Annotated in this window: 16 protein-coding genes; 7 read left to right on the plus strand and 9 right to left on the minus strand. The window is 73.1% G+C overall.

All coding sequences use genetic code 11. The features are described 5' to 3' along the window. Positions 1-44 precede the first annotated feature (44 nt). Both BT341_RS20880 and BT341_RS20885 read left to right on the plus strand, forming a co-directional pair. Entirely contained in the window at positions 45-950 is a 906-nt protein-coding gene (locus tag BT341_RS20880) for a phosphatase PAP2 family protein (RefSeq protein WP_425426395.1), read from the plus strand. Positions 951-1040: 90 nt separating this feature from the next. Next, positions 1041-2426 carry a pyridoxal phosphate-dependent decarboxylase family protein gene (locus BT341_RS20885; RefSeq protein WP_072477894.1) on the plus strand — a complete coding sequence of 462 codons (1386 nt, stop codon included), beginning with the start codon at positions 1041-1043 and terminating at the stop codon, positions 2424-2426. Here BT341_RS20885 and BT341_RS20890 read toward each other — a convergent pair. Further along, on the minus strand, positions 2423-4093 hold the full coding sequence (locus tag BT341_RS20890; RefSeq protein WP_177328868.1) for a thiamine pyrophosphate-dependent enzyme: 1671 nt from the start codon (positions 4091-4093) through the stop codon (positions 2423-2425). The two genes, BT341_RS20885 and BT341_RS20890, sit on opposite strands and share 4 nt — an antisense overlap. Positions 4094-4095: 2 nt before the next feature. Between BT341_RS20890 and BT341_RS20895 the strand changes: the two genes are divergently transcribed. After that, on the plus strand, positions 4096-4770 hold the full coding sequence (locus tag BT341_RS20895) for a GntR family transcriptional regulator (RefSeq protein ID WP_072477895.1): 675 nt from the start codon (positions 4096-4098) through the stop codon (positions 4768-4770). A gap of 276 nt (positions 4771-5046) precedes the next feature. Beyond that, positions 5047-5892, plus strand: a complete 846-nt coding sequence (locus BT341_RS20900) for an alpha/beta fold hydrolase (protein ID WP_072477896.1) — start codon at positions 5047-5049, stop codon at positions 5890-5892. Here the strand turns inward: BT341_RS20900 and BT341_RS20905 are convergent. The 4 genes from BT341_RS20905 to BT341_RS20920 form a co-directional block, all read right to left on the minus strand. Next, positions 5866-6876, minus strand: a complete 1011-nt coding sequence (locus tag BT341_RS20905; RefSeq protein WP_072482088.1) for a pirin family protein — start codon at positions 6874-6876, stop codon at positions 5866-5868. The genes BT341_RS20900 and BT341_RS20905 overlap by 27 nt on opposite strands. A 431-nt stretch (positions 6877-7307) precedes the next feature. Next, positions 7308-7595 carry a hypothetical protein gene (locus BT341_RS20910; protein ID WP_072477897.1) on the minus strand — a complete coding sequence of 96 codons (288 nt, stop codon included), beginning with the start codon at positions 7593-7595 and terminating at the stop codon, positions 7308-7310. Positions 7596-7725: 130 nt separating this feature from the next. After that, positions 7726-8160, minus strand: coding sequence for a single-stranded DNA-binding protein (locus BT341_RS20915; RefSeq protein ID WP_072477898.1), 435 nt, complete (start codon positions 8158-8160; stop codon positions 7726-7728). A 301-nt stretch (positions 8161-8461) separates the two neighbouring features. Then, the gene (locus BT341_RS20920; protein WP_072477899.1) at positions 8462-8824 is read right to left on the minus strand and encodes a zinc ribbon domain-containing protein; all 363 of its coding nucleotides are present in this window, start codon (positions 8822-8824) and stop codon (positions 8462-8464) included. Positions 8825-8925: 101 nt separating this feature from the next. On the opposite strand from BT341_RS20920, the gene BT341_RS20925 reads away from it, so the two are divergent. After that, positions 8926-9351 (plus strand): nitroreductase/quinone reductase family protein, encoded by a 426-nt coding sequence (locus tag BT341_RS20925; RefSeq protein WP_072482089.1) that lies wholly within the window; start codon positions 8926-8928, stop codon positions 9349-9351. On the opposite strand, the gene BT341_RS20930 is transcribed toward BT341_RS20925, so the two are convergent. The 4 genes from BT341_RS20930 to BT341_RS20945 form a co-directional block, all read right to left on the minus strand. Next, a complete protein-coding gene (locus BT341_RS20930) occupies positions 9348-11372 on the minus strand; it encodes a transglycosylase domain-containing protein (RefSeq protein WP_245805333.1) in 2025 nt (674 codons plus the stop codon). The two genes, BT341_RS20925 and BT341_RS20930, sit on opposite strands and share 4 nt — an antisense overlap. Positions 11373-11498: 126 nt before the next feature. Beyond that, positions 11499-12320 carry an ABC transporter permease gene (locus tag BT341_RS20935; RefSeq protein ID WP_072477901.1) on the minus strand — a complete coding sequence of 274 codons (822 nt, stop codon included), beginning with the start codon at positions 12318-12320 and terminating at the stop codon, positions 11499-11501. Then, positions 12280-13086 (minus strand): ABC transporter ATP-binding protein, encoded by an 807-nt coding sequence (locus BT341_RS20940; RefSeq protein ID WP_072477902.1) that lies wholly within the window; start codon positions 13084-13086, stop codon positions 12280-12282. The genes BT341_RS20935 and BT341_RS20940 overlap by 41 nt, the downstream gene beginning before the upstream one ends. Continuing rightward, positions 13083-13523: a MarR family winged helix-turn-helix transcriptional regulator gene (locus BT341_RS20945; protein ID WP_072482090.1), complete on the minus strand. Its 441-nt coding sequence runs from the start codon at positions 13521-13523 to the stop codon at positions 13083-13085. The genes BT341_RS20940 and BT341_RS20945 overlap by 4 nt, the downstream gene beginning before the upstream one ends. Before the next feature lie 290 nt (positions 13524-13813). Between BT341_RS20945 and pspAB the strand changes: the two genes are divergently transcribed. Together pspAB and BT341_RS20955 are read left to right on the plus strand one after the other, a co-directional pair. Continuing rightward, positions 13814-14371, plus strand: a complete 558-nt coding sequence (gene pspAB, locus BT341_RS20950; protein WP_072477903.1) for a PspA-associated protein PspAB — start codon at positions 13814-13816, stop codon at positions 14369-14371. 182 nt (positions 14372-14553) lie between these two features. After that, the gene (locus tag BT341_RS20955) at positions 14554-15198 is read left to right on the plus strand and encodes a hypothetical protein (protein WP_072477904.1); all 645 of its coding nucleotides are present in this window, start codon (positions 14554-14556) and stop codon (positions 15196-15198) included. Positions 15199-15231: the final 33 nt, after the last annotated feature.

Below are 15231 nucleotides of genomic sequence, written 5' to 3' on the forward strand. Positions count from 1 at the left end.
TCGCGCTGACGGGATCCCGAAGAGCCTCGCCCAGACTCGGGGACATGGCAGTGATCACCTCCGAGTCAAGGACCGCCACCCCGCCGTCCGGCCGCCACGCGCTCGTGACGCGGGCCGCGTCCCGCACCGCCGTGCTGGCGGCGGCCGCGGCCGGGTTCGCGCTCGCGTTCGTCGCGGCCTACCTGCTCTTCGTCCGGACGGAGGCGGGCCGCGGCGTCGAGAACGGCGTGGTCCGCAGCGCCCAATCGGCGGGGACCACAGTGGACTGGGCGGCCCCGCTGCGGGAGACCGACCTGGTGGTCGTGCTGGGCGGCGTCGCGGTGCTGCTGGTGGTGATCGCCCTGGCCCGGCGCCGGTTCACCCTCGGCGTGACGGCGCTGACCCTGCTCGCCGCGCCACTGGTGGTGGCCCAGCTGCTCAAGCTGTACGTCCTGGACCGGCCGGCGACGGGCGACCGGTTCGGCGTGGCAAGCCACAACAGCTTCCCGAGCGGGCACGTCAGCGCGGCGATGGCCGTGCTGGTGGCGCTCGCGATCGTCCTGCCCCGCCGGTTCCGTAGGCTGACGTTCGTCGCGGGCGGATTCGGCGTCGCCTGGGTCTCGGCGGCCGCCGTGGCGCTGGGCTGGCACCGGTTGAGCGACACCGTCGGCGGCTGCTTGCTGGTCGCGGCGGTCACCTGCGCCGGGGCGGCGGTGGTGTCCGCCCGCCGCCCCGACGGTGACCGCGTGCCGCTGGTGCCGGTGCTCTGCGCCCTGCTGGCCCCGGCAGCGGTGGTGTCGGCGGGCTTCCTGGTCCTGGCCACGGCGACATCGGGAGCGGCCCAGTTCGTGGCGGCGATGGTCCTGGCGACGCTGTCGGCCATGGCGGTGGTGCTGCTGCTGGCGGGACCGCTGCGCAGGGTGACGTTCGACCCGGCGGAGGCGCGGGTCCGGCGGCGCCGGCTTCGCTGAGCGGGCTGGTCCGCGTTGGCGTCCACCGGCGGGCCAGTTTCCGGGAATTGGCCCGCGACAGCGCTGCCCGCGGCACTTAGCGTCGGGCGGGTGCATCCGAGGCTTGCCGAAGACCTGAACTCCCTGCCCGATCTTCTCGACGCCGCGCGGAAACTCGCCGGTGAGGCGCTCGCCGGGATGCCGGACCGCGCTGCCGCCGTGCCGCCCGGTGATGTCGTCCGCGCTCCGCTGCCGCTCGACGGCGTCGGAGCCCGCGCAGCGCTGGAGGCGTTCTCGCAACGTTGGGAAGCCGGCTTCGCGGCCAGCGCTGGGCCTCGCTATCTCGGGTTCGTCACCGGTGGCGCCACTCCGGCGGCGCTGGCCGGCGACTGGCTCACCGCCACCTTCGACCAGAATCCCGCCAGCGGCATGGACTCCTCCGCGCAGGACCTGGAGCGCGAGACCGTCGGCTGGCTGGCCGAGCTGTTCGGGCTCGGCGCGGGGTTCTCCGGCGCTTTCGTCACCGGAGCCACCATGTCGACTGTGACCGGACTCGCCATCGCCCGCGAGTGGCTCGGCGAGCGCGCCGGCGTGTCGGTGTCCGAGGAAGGCGCCGCCGCGCTCGGGCCCGTCACCGTCCTGTCCGGCTCCCCGCATTCCAGCGTCTTCAAGGCGCTGTCCTTCCTCGGCATGGGACGTTCCGCGCTGCTGAAGGTGCCGACCCTGCCTGATCGCGAAGCCGTCGACGTCGCGAAGCTGGCCGAGGTGCTCGGCGGCCTCGACGGCCCGGCCGTCGTCGTCGCGAACGCGGGCACCGTGAACACCGTCGACTTCGACGACCTGCGCGCCATCGCCGCGCTGAAGCGGCGGTACGAGTTCTGGCTGCACGTCGACGCCGCGTTCGGCGGGTTCGCCGCGCTCGCGCCACAGCACGCCGCCTTGACCGCCGGGCTCGACCAGGCCGATTCGGTGGTCGTCGACCTGCACAAGTGGCTCAACGTGCCCTACGACTCCGCCGTCCAGTTCACCCGCCGCCGGGACCTGCAGCTGCGCGTGTTCAGCAACAACGCGGCCTACCTCGGCGAGATCGGCGAAACCCCGGACTTCCTGCACCTCACGCCGGAGAACTCGCGACGGCTGCGCGCCCTCCCGGCCTGGTTTTCGCTCGTGGCCTACGGCCGGGAAGGCCACCGCGAGATCGTCGAGCGCTGCGTCGCGCTCGCCCGCGACCTCGGCGCGCGGCTCGACGGCTCGCCCCGCTGGCGGCTGCTCGCGCCGGTGCGGCTCAACGTCGTCTGCTTCACCCCGGCCGGGCACGTCACCCAGGACCGGATCGACGCCCTCGTCCGCGCCATCGCCGAAGACGGGACGACGTTCCTGACCCCGACGGTGTACGACGGTCGTCCGGCGTTGCGAGCCGCGTTCAGCAGCTGGCGGACGACCCCGGCCGACGTCGAACGGGTTTTCGCCGCGCTCGAGCGCGTGGCGGCGGGCTAGCTGCGGTCCGACTTCGGCATCAGGTACTTCCACGGCGAAGCGCCGACGCCCAGCTCGCACGGCACGTGCACGAGCGAAGGCCGTCCCGCTGCGAAGGCCTTGTCCAGCGCGCCGCGCAGGTCTTCGGGTGTGCGCGCGGTCAGGCCGAGCGCGCCGAACGTTTCGGCGAGCCGGGCGAAGTCCGGGTTCCGCAGCCGCCCGCCCAGCGTGCGGCCCTCGAACAGCCGCTCCTGATCCAGGTGGACGTTGCCGTAGTGGCCGTTGTCGAACACGACCGCCACCACGTTGAGTCCATATTGGACGGCCGTGGCGAGTTCCTGTGCGGCGAACATGAACCCGCCGTCGCCGGCCACCGACACGACCGGACGGCCGGGAAAGGCCGCCTGCACGCCGAGCGCCGTCGGGTAGCCGAAGCCGAGCGTGCCCTGGTGGCCGCACGTGATGAACGTGCGCGGCGAGTAGACCTCGAAACCGAAGTAGGACGCGAAACCGACCTGGCAGATCTCCTCGACGAAGAAGCCGTCGCGCGGCAGCACGTCCCGGATCGCCCGCAGGTACTCCAGCTCCGGACCGACGTCGGTGACCCGCTGCGTCACATTCGCCTTCAGGTCGGCGAATTCGGCGGACCGATCCGTCCGTTGTGGACCGACGGCCTCGGTCAGCGCCGCCGTGGCGTCGGCGGCGTCCGCGACGATCGCGACGTCCGCCGCCAGCCGGGTCGCTTGCCGCGGGTCGATGTCGAGCAGGATCGTCTTCGGGCCCGCGGGCCGGTCCGGCCACCGGAACCACGCCAGTTCCATGCGGGAGCCGATGCCGATCACGACGTCCGTCTCGGCCCACCGTTCGAAACCGGAAACGCAGGTGAAGCCCAGCGGGTGGTCGTCGCCGACGATGCCGCGTCCGCCGCGGAAAGGCACCACCGGTGCCTGCAGCCGCTCGGCCAGCGCCCGGACCTCGGCGGCCGCGTGCCGGGCGCCGCCGCCCACCATGATCATCGGGTTCTTCGCGGCCGCCAGGAGATCCGCCGCCCGCGCGACGGCGTCGGGATCGACAGCCGGGCGGGGCAGCGGCAGCGGGCCGATCACCTGCGCGGGCGTCCGCAGCCCGAGCACGTCCCACGGCACCGCCAGCGAAACCGGCCGCGGCCGCCCGCCCGCGGCCTCGCGGAAGGCCGTCGCGAGCGCGTCCGGGATCCCGGACGGGTGCTCGACCAGCGCCGACCACTTGGTCAGCGTCCGCAGGGTGGCCAGCTGGTCGGGCATTTCGTGCAGGTGCCCCAGCCCGCGGCCGAGGTAGGCGCGCGGGATCTCGCTCGTCAGGCACAGCACGGGCGCGCCGGCACCGTGCGCCGAGAGGAGCGCGGCCGAGGCGTTGAGGACGCCGGGGCCGGGCACCACGGTGCAGACGCCGGTGCGGCCGGTCGCCTGCGCGTACCCGAACGCCATGTAGGCCACGGTCTGCTCGTGCCGGGCGCCGATCACCCGGATGTCGCCGCTCGCGCGGGCGAGGCTGTCGAACAGGTCGTAGGTCTGGACGCCGGGCAGGCCGAAAACGGTGTCCACGCCGTGGGCCCGCAGCCCGTCGACGAGCAGGTCGGCCGCGGTGGGGGCGGGCGCGGAACTCGGCATCGGCACGGCCTCCTGGGCGTCGTCCGTCGGCAGGACCATATATGGTTTCCTACATGATCAGCGCGTCGTCGGGAAGACCGGTCACGAAGTCCCAGCTGGCCTACGAGACGATCAAGGCCAGGATCCTCGACGGCCGCTACGGGCCCGGCTACCGGCTGGTGCTCGACCAGATCGGCCGCGAGCTGGACGTCAGCGCGGTGCCGGTCCGCGAGGCCCTGCGCCGGCTCGAAGCCGAAGAGCTGATCCAGTTCGAGCGGAACGTCGGCGCCCGCGTGGTGGCGATCGACCCCACGGCGTACGAGCACGCGATGCAGACGGTGGCGATCGTCGAAGGCGCGGCGACCGGCCTGGCCGCGCCGCTGCTCACGCCCGAGGCGCTGGCACGCGCCCGTGCGCTGAACGAACGGATGCGCCGCAGCCTCGCCGAGTTCGACCCGCTGGCGTTCACGGCGCTGAACGCCGAGTTCCACGAGGTGCTGTTCAGCGCCTGCCCCAACCCGAACCTGGTCGACCTGGTGCAGCGCTGCTGGACGCGGCTGGCGGCGGTCCGCGACAGCACGTTCGCCTCGGTACCGGGTCGGGCCCCGCAGTCGGTGGAGGAACACGAGCGGCTGCTGACCCTGATCGAGGACGGCAGCGACCCGGCGGAGGTGGAGCAGTTCGCCCGGGCGCACCGGCTGGCGACGCTGGAGGCCTACCAGGCCCGGGACCGCTGACTGCTGCGCCGGGAGCGGGGAGTGCGGTCCGGCGAGGCAGCCGTGGTGGATGGGTTCGCCCGGCCCACGGCCGGTCGGGGCGTTGGTCCGGAAGGCTCGCGTGGCGCGGGTGCGGTCGGAGCTGTGCGGCCACGGGCTTGCCGGTCGGGAGGCGGGTCCGGTGAGTGCTCGGCCGTGGGTGGCTCGCCGGGATACGGCCGAGGCAGTGCGGGCGAGAGCTGCCCGGCCGGCGTTCCGAGGTTGCCCGGCGTGCCGGGGAGGTGTCAGGGTCCGGGGATGCCGATCTTTTCCGCGCCGGACGGGACGGCGCTCTCCTGCCGTCTTCTCGGCTCCGGTGCCGAGCCGCCCGTTGCCTGCCTGCCCGGCGGCCCCATGCGGGCCGGGGCCTATCTCGGGGAACTCGGTGGCCTGAGCGCGCGGCGGCGGCTCGGTGTGCTCGATCTGCGGGGGACCGGGGACTCCGGAACTCCCGCCGACCCCGCCACCTACCGGTGTGACCGGCAGGTAGAGGACGTCGAGGCCGTGCGCAAGCACCTCGGTCTCGAACGGTTCGACCTGCTCGGGCACTCCGCCGGGGCCAGTCTCGCCGTCCATTACGCCGCCCGGTATCCCACCCGGCTGCGCCGGCTTGTGCTCGTCACGCCGAGTCCCCGGGCCGTCGGCTTGGTGCCGTCCGTCGCCGAACGGCGGGCCGTCATGGCCCGGCGGGCGGGTGCGCCCTGGTTCGACGCCGCGGCCGCCGCCTACGACGCCATCGCCGCCAAGACCGCCACCAGCGCCGACTGGGCCGCCGTGGCGCCGATGTACTACGGCCGCTGGGACGACGCCGCCCGGCGGCACCAGGCCGCCGAGGCCGGTCAGCGCAACGGTGCCGCCGCGCGCGTCTACAACTCCGAAGGCGCTTTCGAGCCCGGCGCCACCCGTGCCGCTCTCCGCGCCGTCGAGGCGCCCGTGCTGGTCGTGGCCGGTGAACTGGACTGGATCATCAGCCCGGCCGTCGCCGCCGAGTTCGCCGCACTGTTCGCCGATGGCCGGGTCGCCGTCATACCCGGTGCCGCCCACTATCCCTGGCTGGACGACGCGCCCGCGTTCGTGTCAGCCGTGGCGGGCTTCCTGGCCTGATGCCGGGTTGCGGCGCGGCTTGATGCGGACCGACGGCAGCTCCGGCGCCGGGAGCCGTTCCGGCGTGCCCGGGTAGCCGGTGACGCGGCCGAACTGGTCGGACTCCGCTTGCCAGGCTTCTCGGTAGGCCGCGATCTCTTCGTGGCTGCGGCCGACGAAGTTCCACCACATCAGGATCTCTTCGTCGAACGGCGTCCCGCCGAGCAGGAGGAACCTGGCCGGCGCCGTGCCGCGGTTGCTGAGCGTCAGGGATCGGACGCCGGTGCCGACGTAGCCCAGCTCCGCCGCGCGGACGCGGGTGCCCGCGACGACGACGTCGCCGGTGTCGACCAGGACGCCGTGCTCGAAACGCGGGTCGACGCCGAGGGACATGTGGGCGTCCGGGCCCAGGACGATCTCCGCGCCGAGCAGCGGGGTGAACGTCGGGATCGGGGACGTCCGCCCGGCCAGCGACCCGAGGAACACCCGGATCTCGGCGCCCTCGATCCGGTTCACCGACGGCACGTAGTGGTCGAACGCGCGGGCCGTGTGCCGGTGCCGGTCGGGCAGGGCCACCCAGAGCTGGACGCCGTGGAGGGTCTTCGTGGCCGCGGTCGAGACCTCCGAGTGGCAGATGCCGTGGCCGCCGGTCATCAGGTTCAGCTCGCCGGGGCGGACCATCGCGTGCGTGCCGAGGCTGTCGCGGTGCTCGATCTCGCCGGCGAAGAGCCAGCTGACCGTCTGGAGGCCGGTGTGCGGGTGCGGGGCCACGTCCATCGCGCCGGGGCCGGTGACCTCGTCCGGGCCGTAGTGGTCGGCGAAGCACCAGGCGCCGATCAGCGACCGGGACCGCTGGGGGAGAGTCCGGCGGACCCGCATCGCCCGCGGGCCGCCGAGGGGCACCTCACGCGGGGTGAGGATCTCGACGGCGGGCCGCACGGGGTCGGCGGCCGTGGGCCGGTCGCCACAGGCGAGCTCGGCGGGGGCGGCCTCGGTGTTGCTCATGTCCGCCACGGTAGTCGCGTTTCGCGCCGGGGCCTGGGCGGAGGGATGGGCGCCACCTCGGCGATGGGCGCGTTGGGTGGGGCTGGCGCGCGGGGGTGGGGGCTCTGACCGGCACTGGCGCGCGGGCTTGGGCCGCGCGGTCGGGGCTTGTGTGAGGCGGCTCTGCCGCGCGGGGCTGGATCGCGTTGGCGCGCGCGGGCTTGGGCCGCGCGGTCGGGGCTTGTGTGAGGCGGCTCTGCCGCGCGGGGCTGGATCGCGTTGGCGCGCGCGGGCTTGGGCCGCGCGGTCGGGCTTGCCTGAGGCGGCTCTGCCGCGCGGGCTGGACCGCGTCGGCGCAGAGGCGCAGGCGGCCCGGGTCGTGCCTTGCCGCCTCGGTGGGCGGGGACACCGGCCGTGGTTGCTTTGTGGAGTTGTCAAACGTCAACCGCGTGTCAGGCGGCGTTGGGGTGTTCCTCTGCTGCCACCACTGCCTGGCCCTCCGGGGTCAGGACTGCCGGGACCAGCTCGCCCGGGCGGCCCGGGCGGCCCGGGCGGGCGGCGCGCAGCAGGCCCTGGTGCGCCAGCTCGTGGGCCGCGAACTGGTCTCCGCACGAGAGGCCGTCGATGAACAAGTCCGGCTCGCTGCTGCAGGACACCCGGCCGCGGCCCGCCGCCACCGCGCGCAGCATGGCCAGCATCCGGTGGTTCGGCACCGCCGGCTTTGCCGTCTGCTCGGTCATCTCGGTCCCTCCCGCTCCTGGTTCGGCTGGTTCTGCTCATGCGTCGAACCAGCTGACGGGAATTCGACAGCACCTCCGGAAAACGGTCCGGACGTCCATCGTCACCGGCGCCGGTCGAGCCTGGGTCGACTCAGAACGGAGTCGACACCGGCGACACCGGTTCCGACGTCCACGAACTGCCCGCCTCCCCGGCCGTGGCGCGGCTGACCTTCGTCACCTTCGCCGTCGCGTACCTCAGCGCCGGGCCCACCTCGTCGACGTCCAGCTCCGTCACCGTGCGCTTCTCACCCTCCTTCGTGTCGTACGACCGCTGTCTCAGCCGGCCGTGGACGACCACGCGCGCGCCGCGGCCCAGAGACTCCGCCACGTTCTCCGCGTACTGCCGCCACACGTTGCAGCGCAGGAACATCGGCTCGCCGTCGCGCCAGGCGCCGGACTCGCGGTCGAACGTGCGGGGTGTCGACGCCACCGTGAAGTTCGCGACCGCCGCGCCGGCCGGGGTGAAGCGCAGCTCCGGGTCGGTCGTCAGGTTGCCGACCACCGTCACCGTCGTTTCGCCTGCCATCGGTCTCCTCCTCGTGCTCCGGGTGCGGGGTGCACCGCTGTCACCGACGAGGAGAGCACGGGGGACCGACAATTCCGGCCCGGGCGACGAGCCGGCGGCACCCGTCCGGGTGATTCCCCGCCGCCATGCCGGCGGCGTTTCGGAAAGCGCTGGACACGCCCGGCCGGCGGCCCCCTCGCTCAGGGCCACCTGCGAGGATCACGCGTGCGCGCTGCCGGCGCTCCATGCGCCGCGGAAGACGGAGGAGAAGGCGCTCGGCGCCGCCGATGTCACCCGGATGGGCGGTCTCGCGGGAGTCGTTTCAGTGGCCCTGGTGCGGGAACTGCCCCGGCTGCTGGTACCCCTGCGACGGGTGCTGCGGCTGCGGGAACCCCTGCGGCTGGGACGGGTGCGGCGACTGCTGGAAGCCCTGCTGCTGCGCCTGGCCCTGCTCCTCCTGCGCCTGCAGCCGGACGGCGTCCTCCTTCGAGATCCGGTTCTCGATCCCGCAGAACGTGCACTGCGCGGAGTACTTGACGCCGATCGGGAACAGCGGGATGAAGAACAGCGTGAACTTCGTGACCGCCTTGCGGACCGCGTGCGACGCGGGGTTGCCGCACCGGCCGCACAGGAACGTCGTCATCGCCAGCACGTAGACGCGTGTGCGCCAGCCCCAGATCAGCATCGGTACTTCCTTCTCCCGTGTCTCGTGTCCGCCGGGCAGCCTCGCACACCGGCCCGCCGCCGCGTGGCGGATTCCCCGAACTCGGGGACTAGATTGTGATCATGCCGAGCGACTTCGTCCTCAAGACCATGAACGCCGTGCACCGCGGCCTGATCAAGCTCACCGGCGGGCGGGTCGGCTGGCAGGCCGCGATGCCGGTGCTGGAGCTGACCACGACCGGCCGCAAGAGCGGGCAGAAGCGGTCGGTGCTGCTGACCTCTCCGCACCAGGAAGGCGACACGCTGGTCGTGGTGGCGTCGCGCGGCGGCGACGACACGCACCCCGCCTGGTTTCTCAACCTGCGCGACAACCCGGAGGTGGAGGTCTCGCTGAAGGGCGCCCCGAAGCGGCCGATGCGCGCGCGGATCGCGAACGCCGAAGAGCGCGCGAGGCTGTGGCCGAAGATCTCCGGCGAGTTCAAGAACTACGCGCAGTACCAGACGAAGACCGAGCGCGAGATCCCGCTCGTCTTCCTCGAGCCGCGCTAGCCGCGCGCCGTCAGGTACGCCGGGTCCGGCGCGGGGATCGGCTTGTCCGGCACGCCGGCCAGCAGCTCGCTCATCGCGTGGAAGTACGGCGGCGCGGCGACCGTGCCGCCGAACGCGCCGTGCCCGCAGTCGCCGAGGTGCACCGGCGTGCCCGGGCAGATCTCGCGCGGGTGCGGGCCGTCGGCGAAGACCATGGACGACACCGCGTAGTCGTTCACGCCGCCGACGAACGCGACGGACTCGCTCTGCTGGGTCGTGCCCGTCTTGCCGATGTCGGGCCGGTTCCAGCCCGCCGCGCGCGCCGCCTCGGCCGACGTGCCGCTGGTCGTGTCCTTGCTCAGGCCCGCTTCCAGCGTGTTCGCCACGCCCGCCGGGATGACCTGTTCGCAGGCCTGCTGCGGCACGGGAACGGCGTTGCCGTTGCGGTCGGTCACCGACAGGATCGGGTTCGGCGGGCACCAGACGCCGCCACTCATCAGCGTCGCCGAAACGTTCGCCATTTCGAGTGGACTGACCGGGCTGTTGCCGAGGGTGAACGACAGCAGGTTCCGGAAGTACTGCGACTGCGGCTGGTTGTACTGCGGGTTCGGCGACTTCGGGTCGGGCGTGCCGCCGGCGTCGTTGGTCGCCAGGGTGTTCCGCAGGCCCAGCTTGTACGCCATGTCCAGGACGGCGGGCATCCCGACCTGGCTTTCCAGCCCGACGAACGCGACGTTCGGCGACGTCGCCAGCCCGTCGGCGAGCGTGATCGGGTCCGCGTAGTGGCCGTCGTTGTGGACGGTGTAGCAGGACGCGTGCGCGTCCGGCACCGGGAAGCACTGGCTGTCCGGGTTCGGCAGCGGCGTCTCCAGCCCCGCCTTGCCGGTGACGAGCGCCGCGGCCGAGGTGAAGATCTTGAACGACGAGCCCGCACCGAACTCGTTGCTCGCGCCGGCGACGATGTCCGTCGACGTCTCGCCCCGCGCCGGGTCGGTGCCGTAGTTCCGGTTGGCCACCATGGCGAGCACCTGGTGGCCCGTCGGGCCCGGCTGCACGACGGCGAAGGTGTTGGCGACGCCGTCCTGGGTGGTCGGCACGTTCGCGTCGACGGCGTCCTTCGTCACCTGCGAGACGCGTGGGTCGAGCGTGGTCTTGATCGTGTACCCGCCGGTGGCCAGCCGGTCGGCGGTGAACCCGGCGCGCACGAGGTAGCTTTCGGCGTAGGCGCAGAAGAATCCCGCGTCCGGCGCCGCTCCCATGCAGGTGCCCGGTGGCGTCACGGGGCCGTCCGGCAGCACGCCGAGCGGGGCGGCCTTGGCCGTCGCGGCGTAGGACGCCGGGAGCGAGCCGTTGGTCACCATGTCGTCGATGACCAGGTTGCGCCGCTGCAGCGCCCGGCCGGGGTGCGTGTACGGGTTGTAGACGCTCGGGTTGTTCACCATTCCGGCGAGCAACGCCGCCTGCGGCACGGTCAGTTTGTCCGCTGTCGTCCCGAAATAGGCTTTCGCCGCCGCGCCGACCCCGTACACCGTCCCGCTGAATTCCACGACGTTCAGGTAGTCGGCGAGAATGTCGTCCTTGCTCATCGTGTCGTTGAGCTGGACGGCCATTTTCGCCTCACGCAGCTTGCGCGCCACCGAGTCCTCGCGGTCGGCCTGCTGCGCCGCCGGGTCGTTCCGGTCGACGACGTTCACGAGGTAGTTCTTGACGTACTGCTGGGTGATCGTCGACGCGCCCTGCAGCGCGCCGCCGGTGCTGTCGTTGACCGCCGCGCGGAGCATTCCCTGCAGGTCGACGCCGCCTTCGGTGTAGAACCGGCGGTCCTCGACCGCGATGATCGCGGCCTTCATCGTCGTCGCGATCCCGGCCGCGGTCACCGGGAGGCGGTACTGCGCGTACAGCGTCGCGATCGGGGTGCCGTCGCGGTCGGTCACCGTCGTGGTGAGCGGCGGCTCGGCCGCGGCCAGCTGCGCGGAAATGGCGTCCACCGAATCGCTGACCTGATTCGACAACAGGCCCGCCCCGATGGCGGCGGGTGCCATGGTGCCCGCGACGAGAATTCCGGCGAGCACGCACAATCCGGTCAGCGGGAGAAGGCGTGGACGACCATTCACGAAACCGAGATTAGGCATCGCCGCATAAGGCTTCCGTTCGATGAGAGATGCGCCTCACCGGGCCAACCTGCCGAGCAGGGCCGAAGCGACGGCGATCGCGCCCGCCGTCGCCACCGCCAGCACGCCGAAGTCGAGCGCCAGGTGGGCCGGGGCGCCGATGAGCAGGCCGCGCAGCGCGTCGACCTGGTAGCTCAGCGGGTTGACGTGGCTGAGCACCTTGAGCCACGACGGCATCAGGTCCACCGGGTACAGCGCGTTCGAGCCGAAGAACAGCGGCATCGTGATCGCCTGCCCGATGCCCATCAGCCGTTCCCGCGACAGCACGACCCCGGCGATCACGATGGACAGGCAGCAGAAGAACGCCGACCCGAGCACCAGCACCACGGCCATGGCGAGCAGCTTCAGCGGGTTCACCGTCAGCCCGACGCCGAGGACCGCGGCCAGTACCAGGACGATCAGCGCCTGGACGAGCGCCCGGACGCCGGCGGCGAACGCCTTCCCCGCGACGAGCGCGGCCCGCGGGGTCGGCGTCACCAGCAGCTTGGCCAGCACGCCCGCGTCGCGCTCCCAGATGATCTGGATGCCGTAGAAGATCGAGATGAACAACGCCGACTGCGCGAGGATGCCGGGCGCGAGGTAGTCGAGGTACGGCGTCGAGCCGGTCGGGATCGCCCGCAGCCGGGTGAACGTCTCCCCGAAGATCAGCAGCCACAGCGCGGGCTGGATCGCCCGGGTGAGCAGTTCGGTCTGGTCGCGGCGCAGCTTCTGCAGCTCCACCAGGCACATCGCGCCGACGCGGGCGGCGAGCACGCGCAGCCGGCCGAGCGGTCCCGGGTCAGCCGAGACGGCGGGCGGTGCGGCGAGTGGCACGGACACTGCGGATCCCTCCTTCGTCGCTGTCGAGCCGGTCACCGGTGACCGCGCGGAACACGTCATCCAATGTGGACCCGGGACCGAGGCCGGCTTCCAGCTCGGCCGGCGTGCCGAGCGCGCGGATCCGGCCGGCGTGCATCAGCGCGACGCGGTCGCAGTACTGCTCGGCTTCGTCCATGTAGTGCGTGGTGACGAGCACGGTCATCCCGGTCGCCGCGCGGATCTCGGTGACGCGGTCCCACACCGACGAGCGGGCGACCGGGTCCAGCCCGATCGTCGGCTCGTCGAGGACGAGCAGGCGCGGCGAGCTGACCAGCGCCTGGGCCAGCTCGAGGCGGCGGATCATGCCGCCGGAGTACGTCTTGGCCGTGCGGTCGGCGTCGCGTTCCAGCCCGACCAGCTCCAGCGCGCCCCGCACCTGCTGCGCCCGCCGGGCCCGCGGGACGTCGAAGAGCCGCGCGAACAACGCGACGTTCTCCCGGCCGGTCAGCGCGCCGTCGGCGGACAGCTGCTGCGGGACGTAGCCGATCAGCCGCCGCACGGCCATCCGGCGGCGCGCGACGTCGACGCCGAACACCGTGATCCGACCGGCGGCGACGGGCAGCAGCGTGGTGATCATCCGCAGCGTGGTCGTCTTGCCGGCGCCGTTCGGGCCGAGCAGGCCGAACACGTCGCCGGGGTGGATCTCCAGGTCGACGCCGTCGACCGCGCGGGTCGGGCCGAACGAGTGGCTGACGCCGGTGCACTGCACCGCCGCGGGTCCGGTCATGGCTGCTCCTTCAGGATCCCCATGAGTTTCTCCAGTGCCGGCAATGCCTGCTCGATCGCCGCGGTGTCCTCTTCGGACAGTCCGCTCAGCGCGTCGGCGACGAGCCCGGTGCGGGCGCGCCGCAACGCCGCTATCCGGTCGCGTGCCGCGCCGGTGAGCTCGAGCCGGGTCGCGCGCCGGTCGGCGGGGTCGGCCTCGCGGCGCAGCAGGCCGGCCTCGACGAGCTGGTTCACCAGCGTGCTGACCGAGTTGGCCGCGAGGTGCAGTTCGCGCGCGGCCGCGGCGACGCCGATGCCGGGGTGGTCGGCCACCACGCGCAGGACCTCGACCTGCGCGCCGGGCAGCGGGGCGCCCGGCACGTCCGCGCGCACGCGCCGGCGCACCACGCGGCGGATGCCCTGCACGGCCCCCAGCAGCCGTTCGGCGAGTTCACTCATGCCCGCCAAGGTAGCTCTGACCCAGAACTATTAGCAACGCTAAATGTCTGGTGCGACCGAAACGCCTTGTTCGGCCTGCCGCTGATCGGCCGGGCCTGACCGGGCGTGACCGTTCGGCGGCGAAGTGCCGCCGTTCGCCGCGCCGTCGCCGTGTCGCGCGCCGGAACCGGGGCCCGGAGGCGCATGCTGTCCTTTCCGGCCCCCGCGTCCCCGCGCCTGACGTCCACTGTGGACACTGCCAGCGCGCCCGGCCCGGCGGCCCTTCTCGACCCGAGATAGGACACATCGTCGTGACCCTGCTGGACAGCAAGCTCGTCCGGTGCCGGACGTCCCGCCCGCACCTGCAGTCCCTCTACACCCTCGCCGCGGCCGCCCCGCGGATGCGCGTCGCGCTCGGCCTCGCGCCCACCGGCGGCGGCACGGTCGGCTTCAAGGTCGACGGGGACGCACTGGCCCGCACCGAAGCCGAGCTGATCGCCGCGACGTCGGCCCGGCTCCCGGTGCACCCGCTGGTCACGCAGGACCTCCACGGCCGCTCGACGGTCCGGTGCTGGCGGCGCGACCGCGACCTGCGCGTGCTGACCGCGGACCTGGTGGACGTCGCGGACCGGCTGGCCAGGGCCGGCTACGGCGGCTGCCTGCGGTCCGCGGCCGTCGAGTTCGCCGAGCCGGACGGGCGCCGGGAGCGGAAGCTCGCGCTGGTCTACCTGTTCGGCCGGGGCACGTTCCACACCGCGGCGGCCCCGGGATGCGGCCCCTTGGACCGCGCGCTGGAACTGCGCGCCCGCGCCGCGCTGCACGGGGCGCTGCCGCTGGAACCGCACGCGCACCGCCGGTTCGTCGTCTGAAAATCCGCGTTTCGCTCATGGCGTCCGACCCGCTACTGGGATTCGGCGCCTGCATCGGCAGGTTCGGCATCCCGTGGGTGGTCGACGTCGTCCATCAGGCGTAACGAGCCGTTGCGGGGAGCGCCCTCGTCGGTGACGATGAGGTGGCCGGCGTGCGGTGACGCCGGGCCGAAGGAGGCCCGATGGCGGGTTCCCCGTGGACGTGTGCGCAGTGCGGCGCGGTCAACGACGGCGCGGCCGGGCGGTGCGGCACCTGCGCGAGCCCGGCCCCCGGCCGGGTCCGGCGGCGGGCGCTGGGGGTGCTGCTCACGCTGATGCTGGTCGCCGGGGCCGCGGTCACCGGCGTCCTGCTCTTCGCCGGCCGCCCGAAGCCCGCGCCGGCCGCGTCCGGGCCCTTCCCGGCGTACACCACCCCGTCGCTGCCGACGACCAAGACCGTCGTCACGACCGCCGACGCCTTCGCCCCGCCGTCCACGACGACACCGTCCACGTCCACGACGACGCCGGCCACCCCGGCCGACAAGCCGTGCCCCGGCGACGCCGCCCGGTACCTGCCCGGCGGCGACGGAACCGCGCTGCTGGTGGCGCAGACGGCGAAGTCGCTGGTCACGGTGTGCCGCGTCCCGGACGGCCGGATCTTCTACGACGGCCAAGCCCGCGGACAGGCGGCCTCGGACGCGACCCACATCGTGCTGCCCGCCCAGGAGTCGGGAGACGGTTTTGTGGCGAAGAACGGCGACTACCGCTACACCATCGCCGGCGGCAGGCTCGTCGTCTCCGACGGCGACCGGGTGCTCTCCGACGAGGAGTTGACGACGGTCGGCTGAGCGCGGCTCAGGATGTGGGAGCCGCGACGCGGC

This window comes from Amycolatopsis australiensis, from assembly GCF_900119165.1.
GTDB classification, from domain to species: Bacteria; Actinomycetota; Actinomycetes; order Mycobacteriales; family Pseudonocardiaceae; genus Amycolatopsis; species Amycolatopsis australiensis.

What these genes read in the sequence shown, in the direction of transcription:
- BT341_RS20955 (WP_072477904.1), top strand. Translation starts at nt 14,554, where the DNA reads ATGGCGGGTTCCCCGTGGACGTGTGCGCAGTGCGGCGCGGTCAACGAC.
- BT341_RS20920 (WP_072477899.1), bottom strand. Translation starts at nt 8,824, where the DNA reads ATGCTGATCTGGGGCTGGCGCACACGCGTCTACGTGCTGGCGATGACG.
- BT341_RS20905 (WP_072482088.1), bottom strand. Translation starts at nt 6,876, where the DNA reads ATGAGCAACACCGAGGCCGCCCCCGCCGAGCTCGCCTGTGGCGACCGG.
- BT341_RS20925 (WP_072482089.1), top strand. Translation starts at nt 8,926, where the DNA reads ATGCCGAGCGACTTCGTCCTCAAGACCATGAACGCCGTGCACCGCGGC.
- BT341_RS20930 (WP_245805333.1), bottom strand. Translation starts at nt 11,372, where the DNA reads ATGGCACCCGCCGCCATCGGGGCGGGCCTGTTGTCGAATCAGGTCAGC.
- BT341_RS20895 (WP_072477895.1), top strand. Translation starts at nt 4,096, where the DNA reads ATGGTTTCCTACATGATCAGCGCGTCGTCGGGAAGACCGGTCACGAAG.
- BT341_RS20940 (WP_072477902.1), bottom strand. Translation starts at nt 13,086, where the DNA reads ATGACCGGACCCGCGGCGGTGCAGTGCACCGGCGTCAGCCACTCGTTC.
- BT341_RS20910 (WP_072477897.1), bottom strand. Translation starts at nt 7,595, where the DNA reads ATGACCGAGCAGACGGCAAAGCCGGCGGTGCCGAACCACCGGATGCTG.
- BT341_RS20890 (WP_177328868.1), bottom strand. Translation starts at nt 4,093, where the DNA reads ATGGTCCTGCCGACGGACGACGCCCAGGAGGCCGTGCCGATGCCGAGT.
- BT341_RS20900 (WP_072477896.1), top strand. Translation starts at nt 5,047, where the DNA reads ATGCCGATCTTTTCCGCGCCGGACGGGACGGCGCTCTCCTGCCGTCTT.
- BT341_RS20915 (WP_072477898.1), bottom strand. Translation starts at nt 8,160, where the DNA reads ATGGCAGGCGAAACGACGGTGACGGTGGTCGGCAACCTGACGACCGAC.
- BT341_RS20945 (WP_072482090.1), bottom strand. Translation starts at nt 13,523, where the DNA reads ATGAGTGAACTCGCCGAACGGCTGCTGGGGGCCGTGCAGGGCATCCGC.
- BT341_RS20880 (WP_425426395.1), top strand. Translation starts at nt 45, where the DNA reads ATGGCAGTGATCACCTCCGAGTCAAGGACCGCCACCCCGCCGTCCGGC.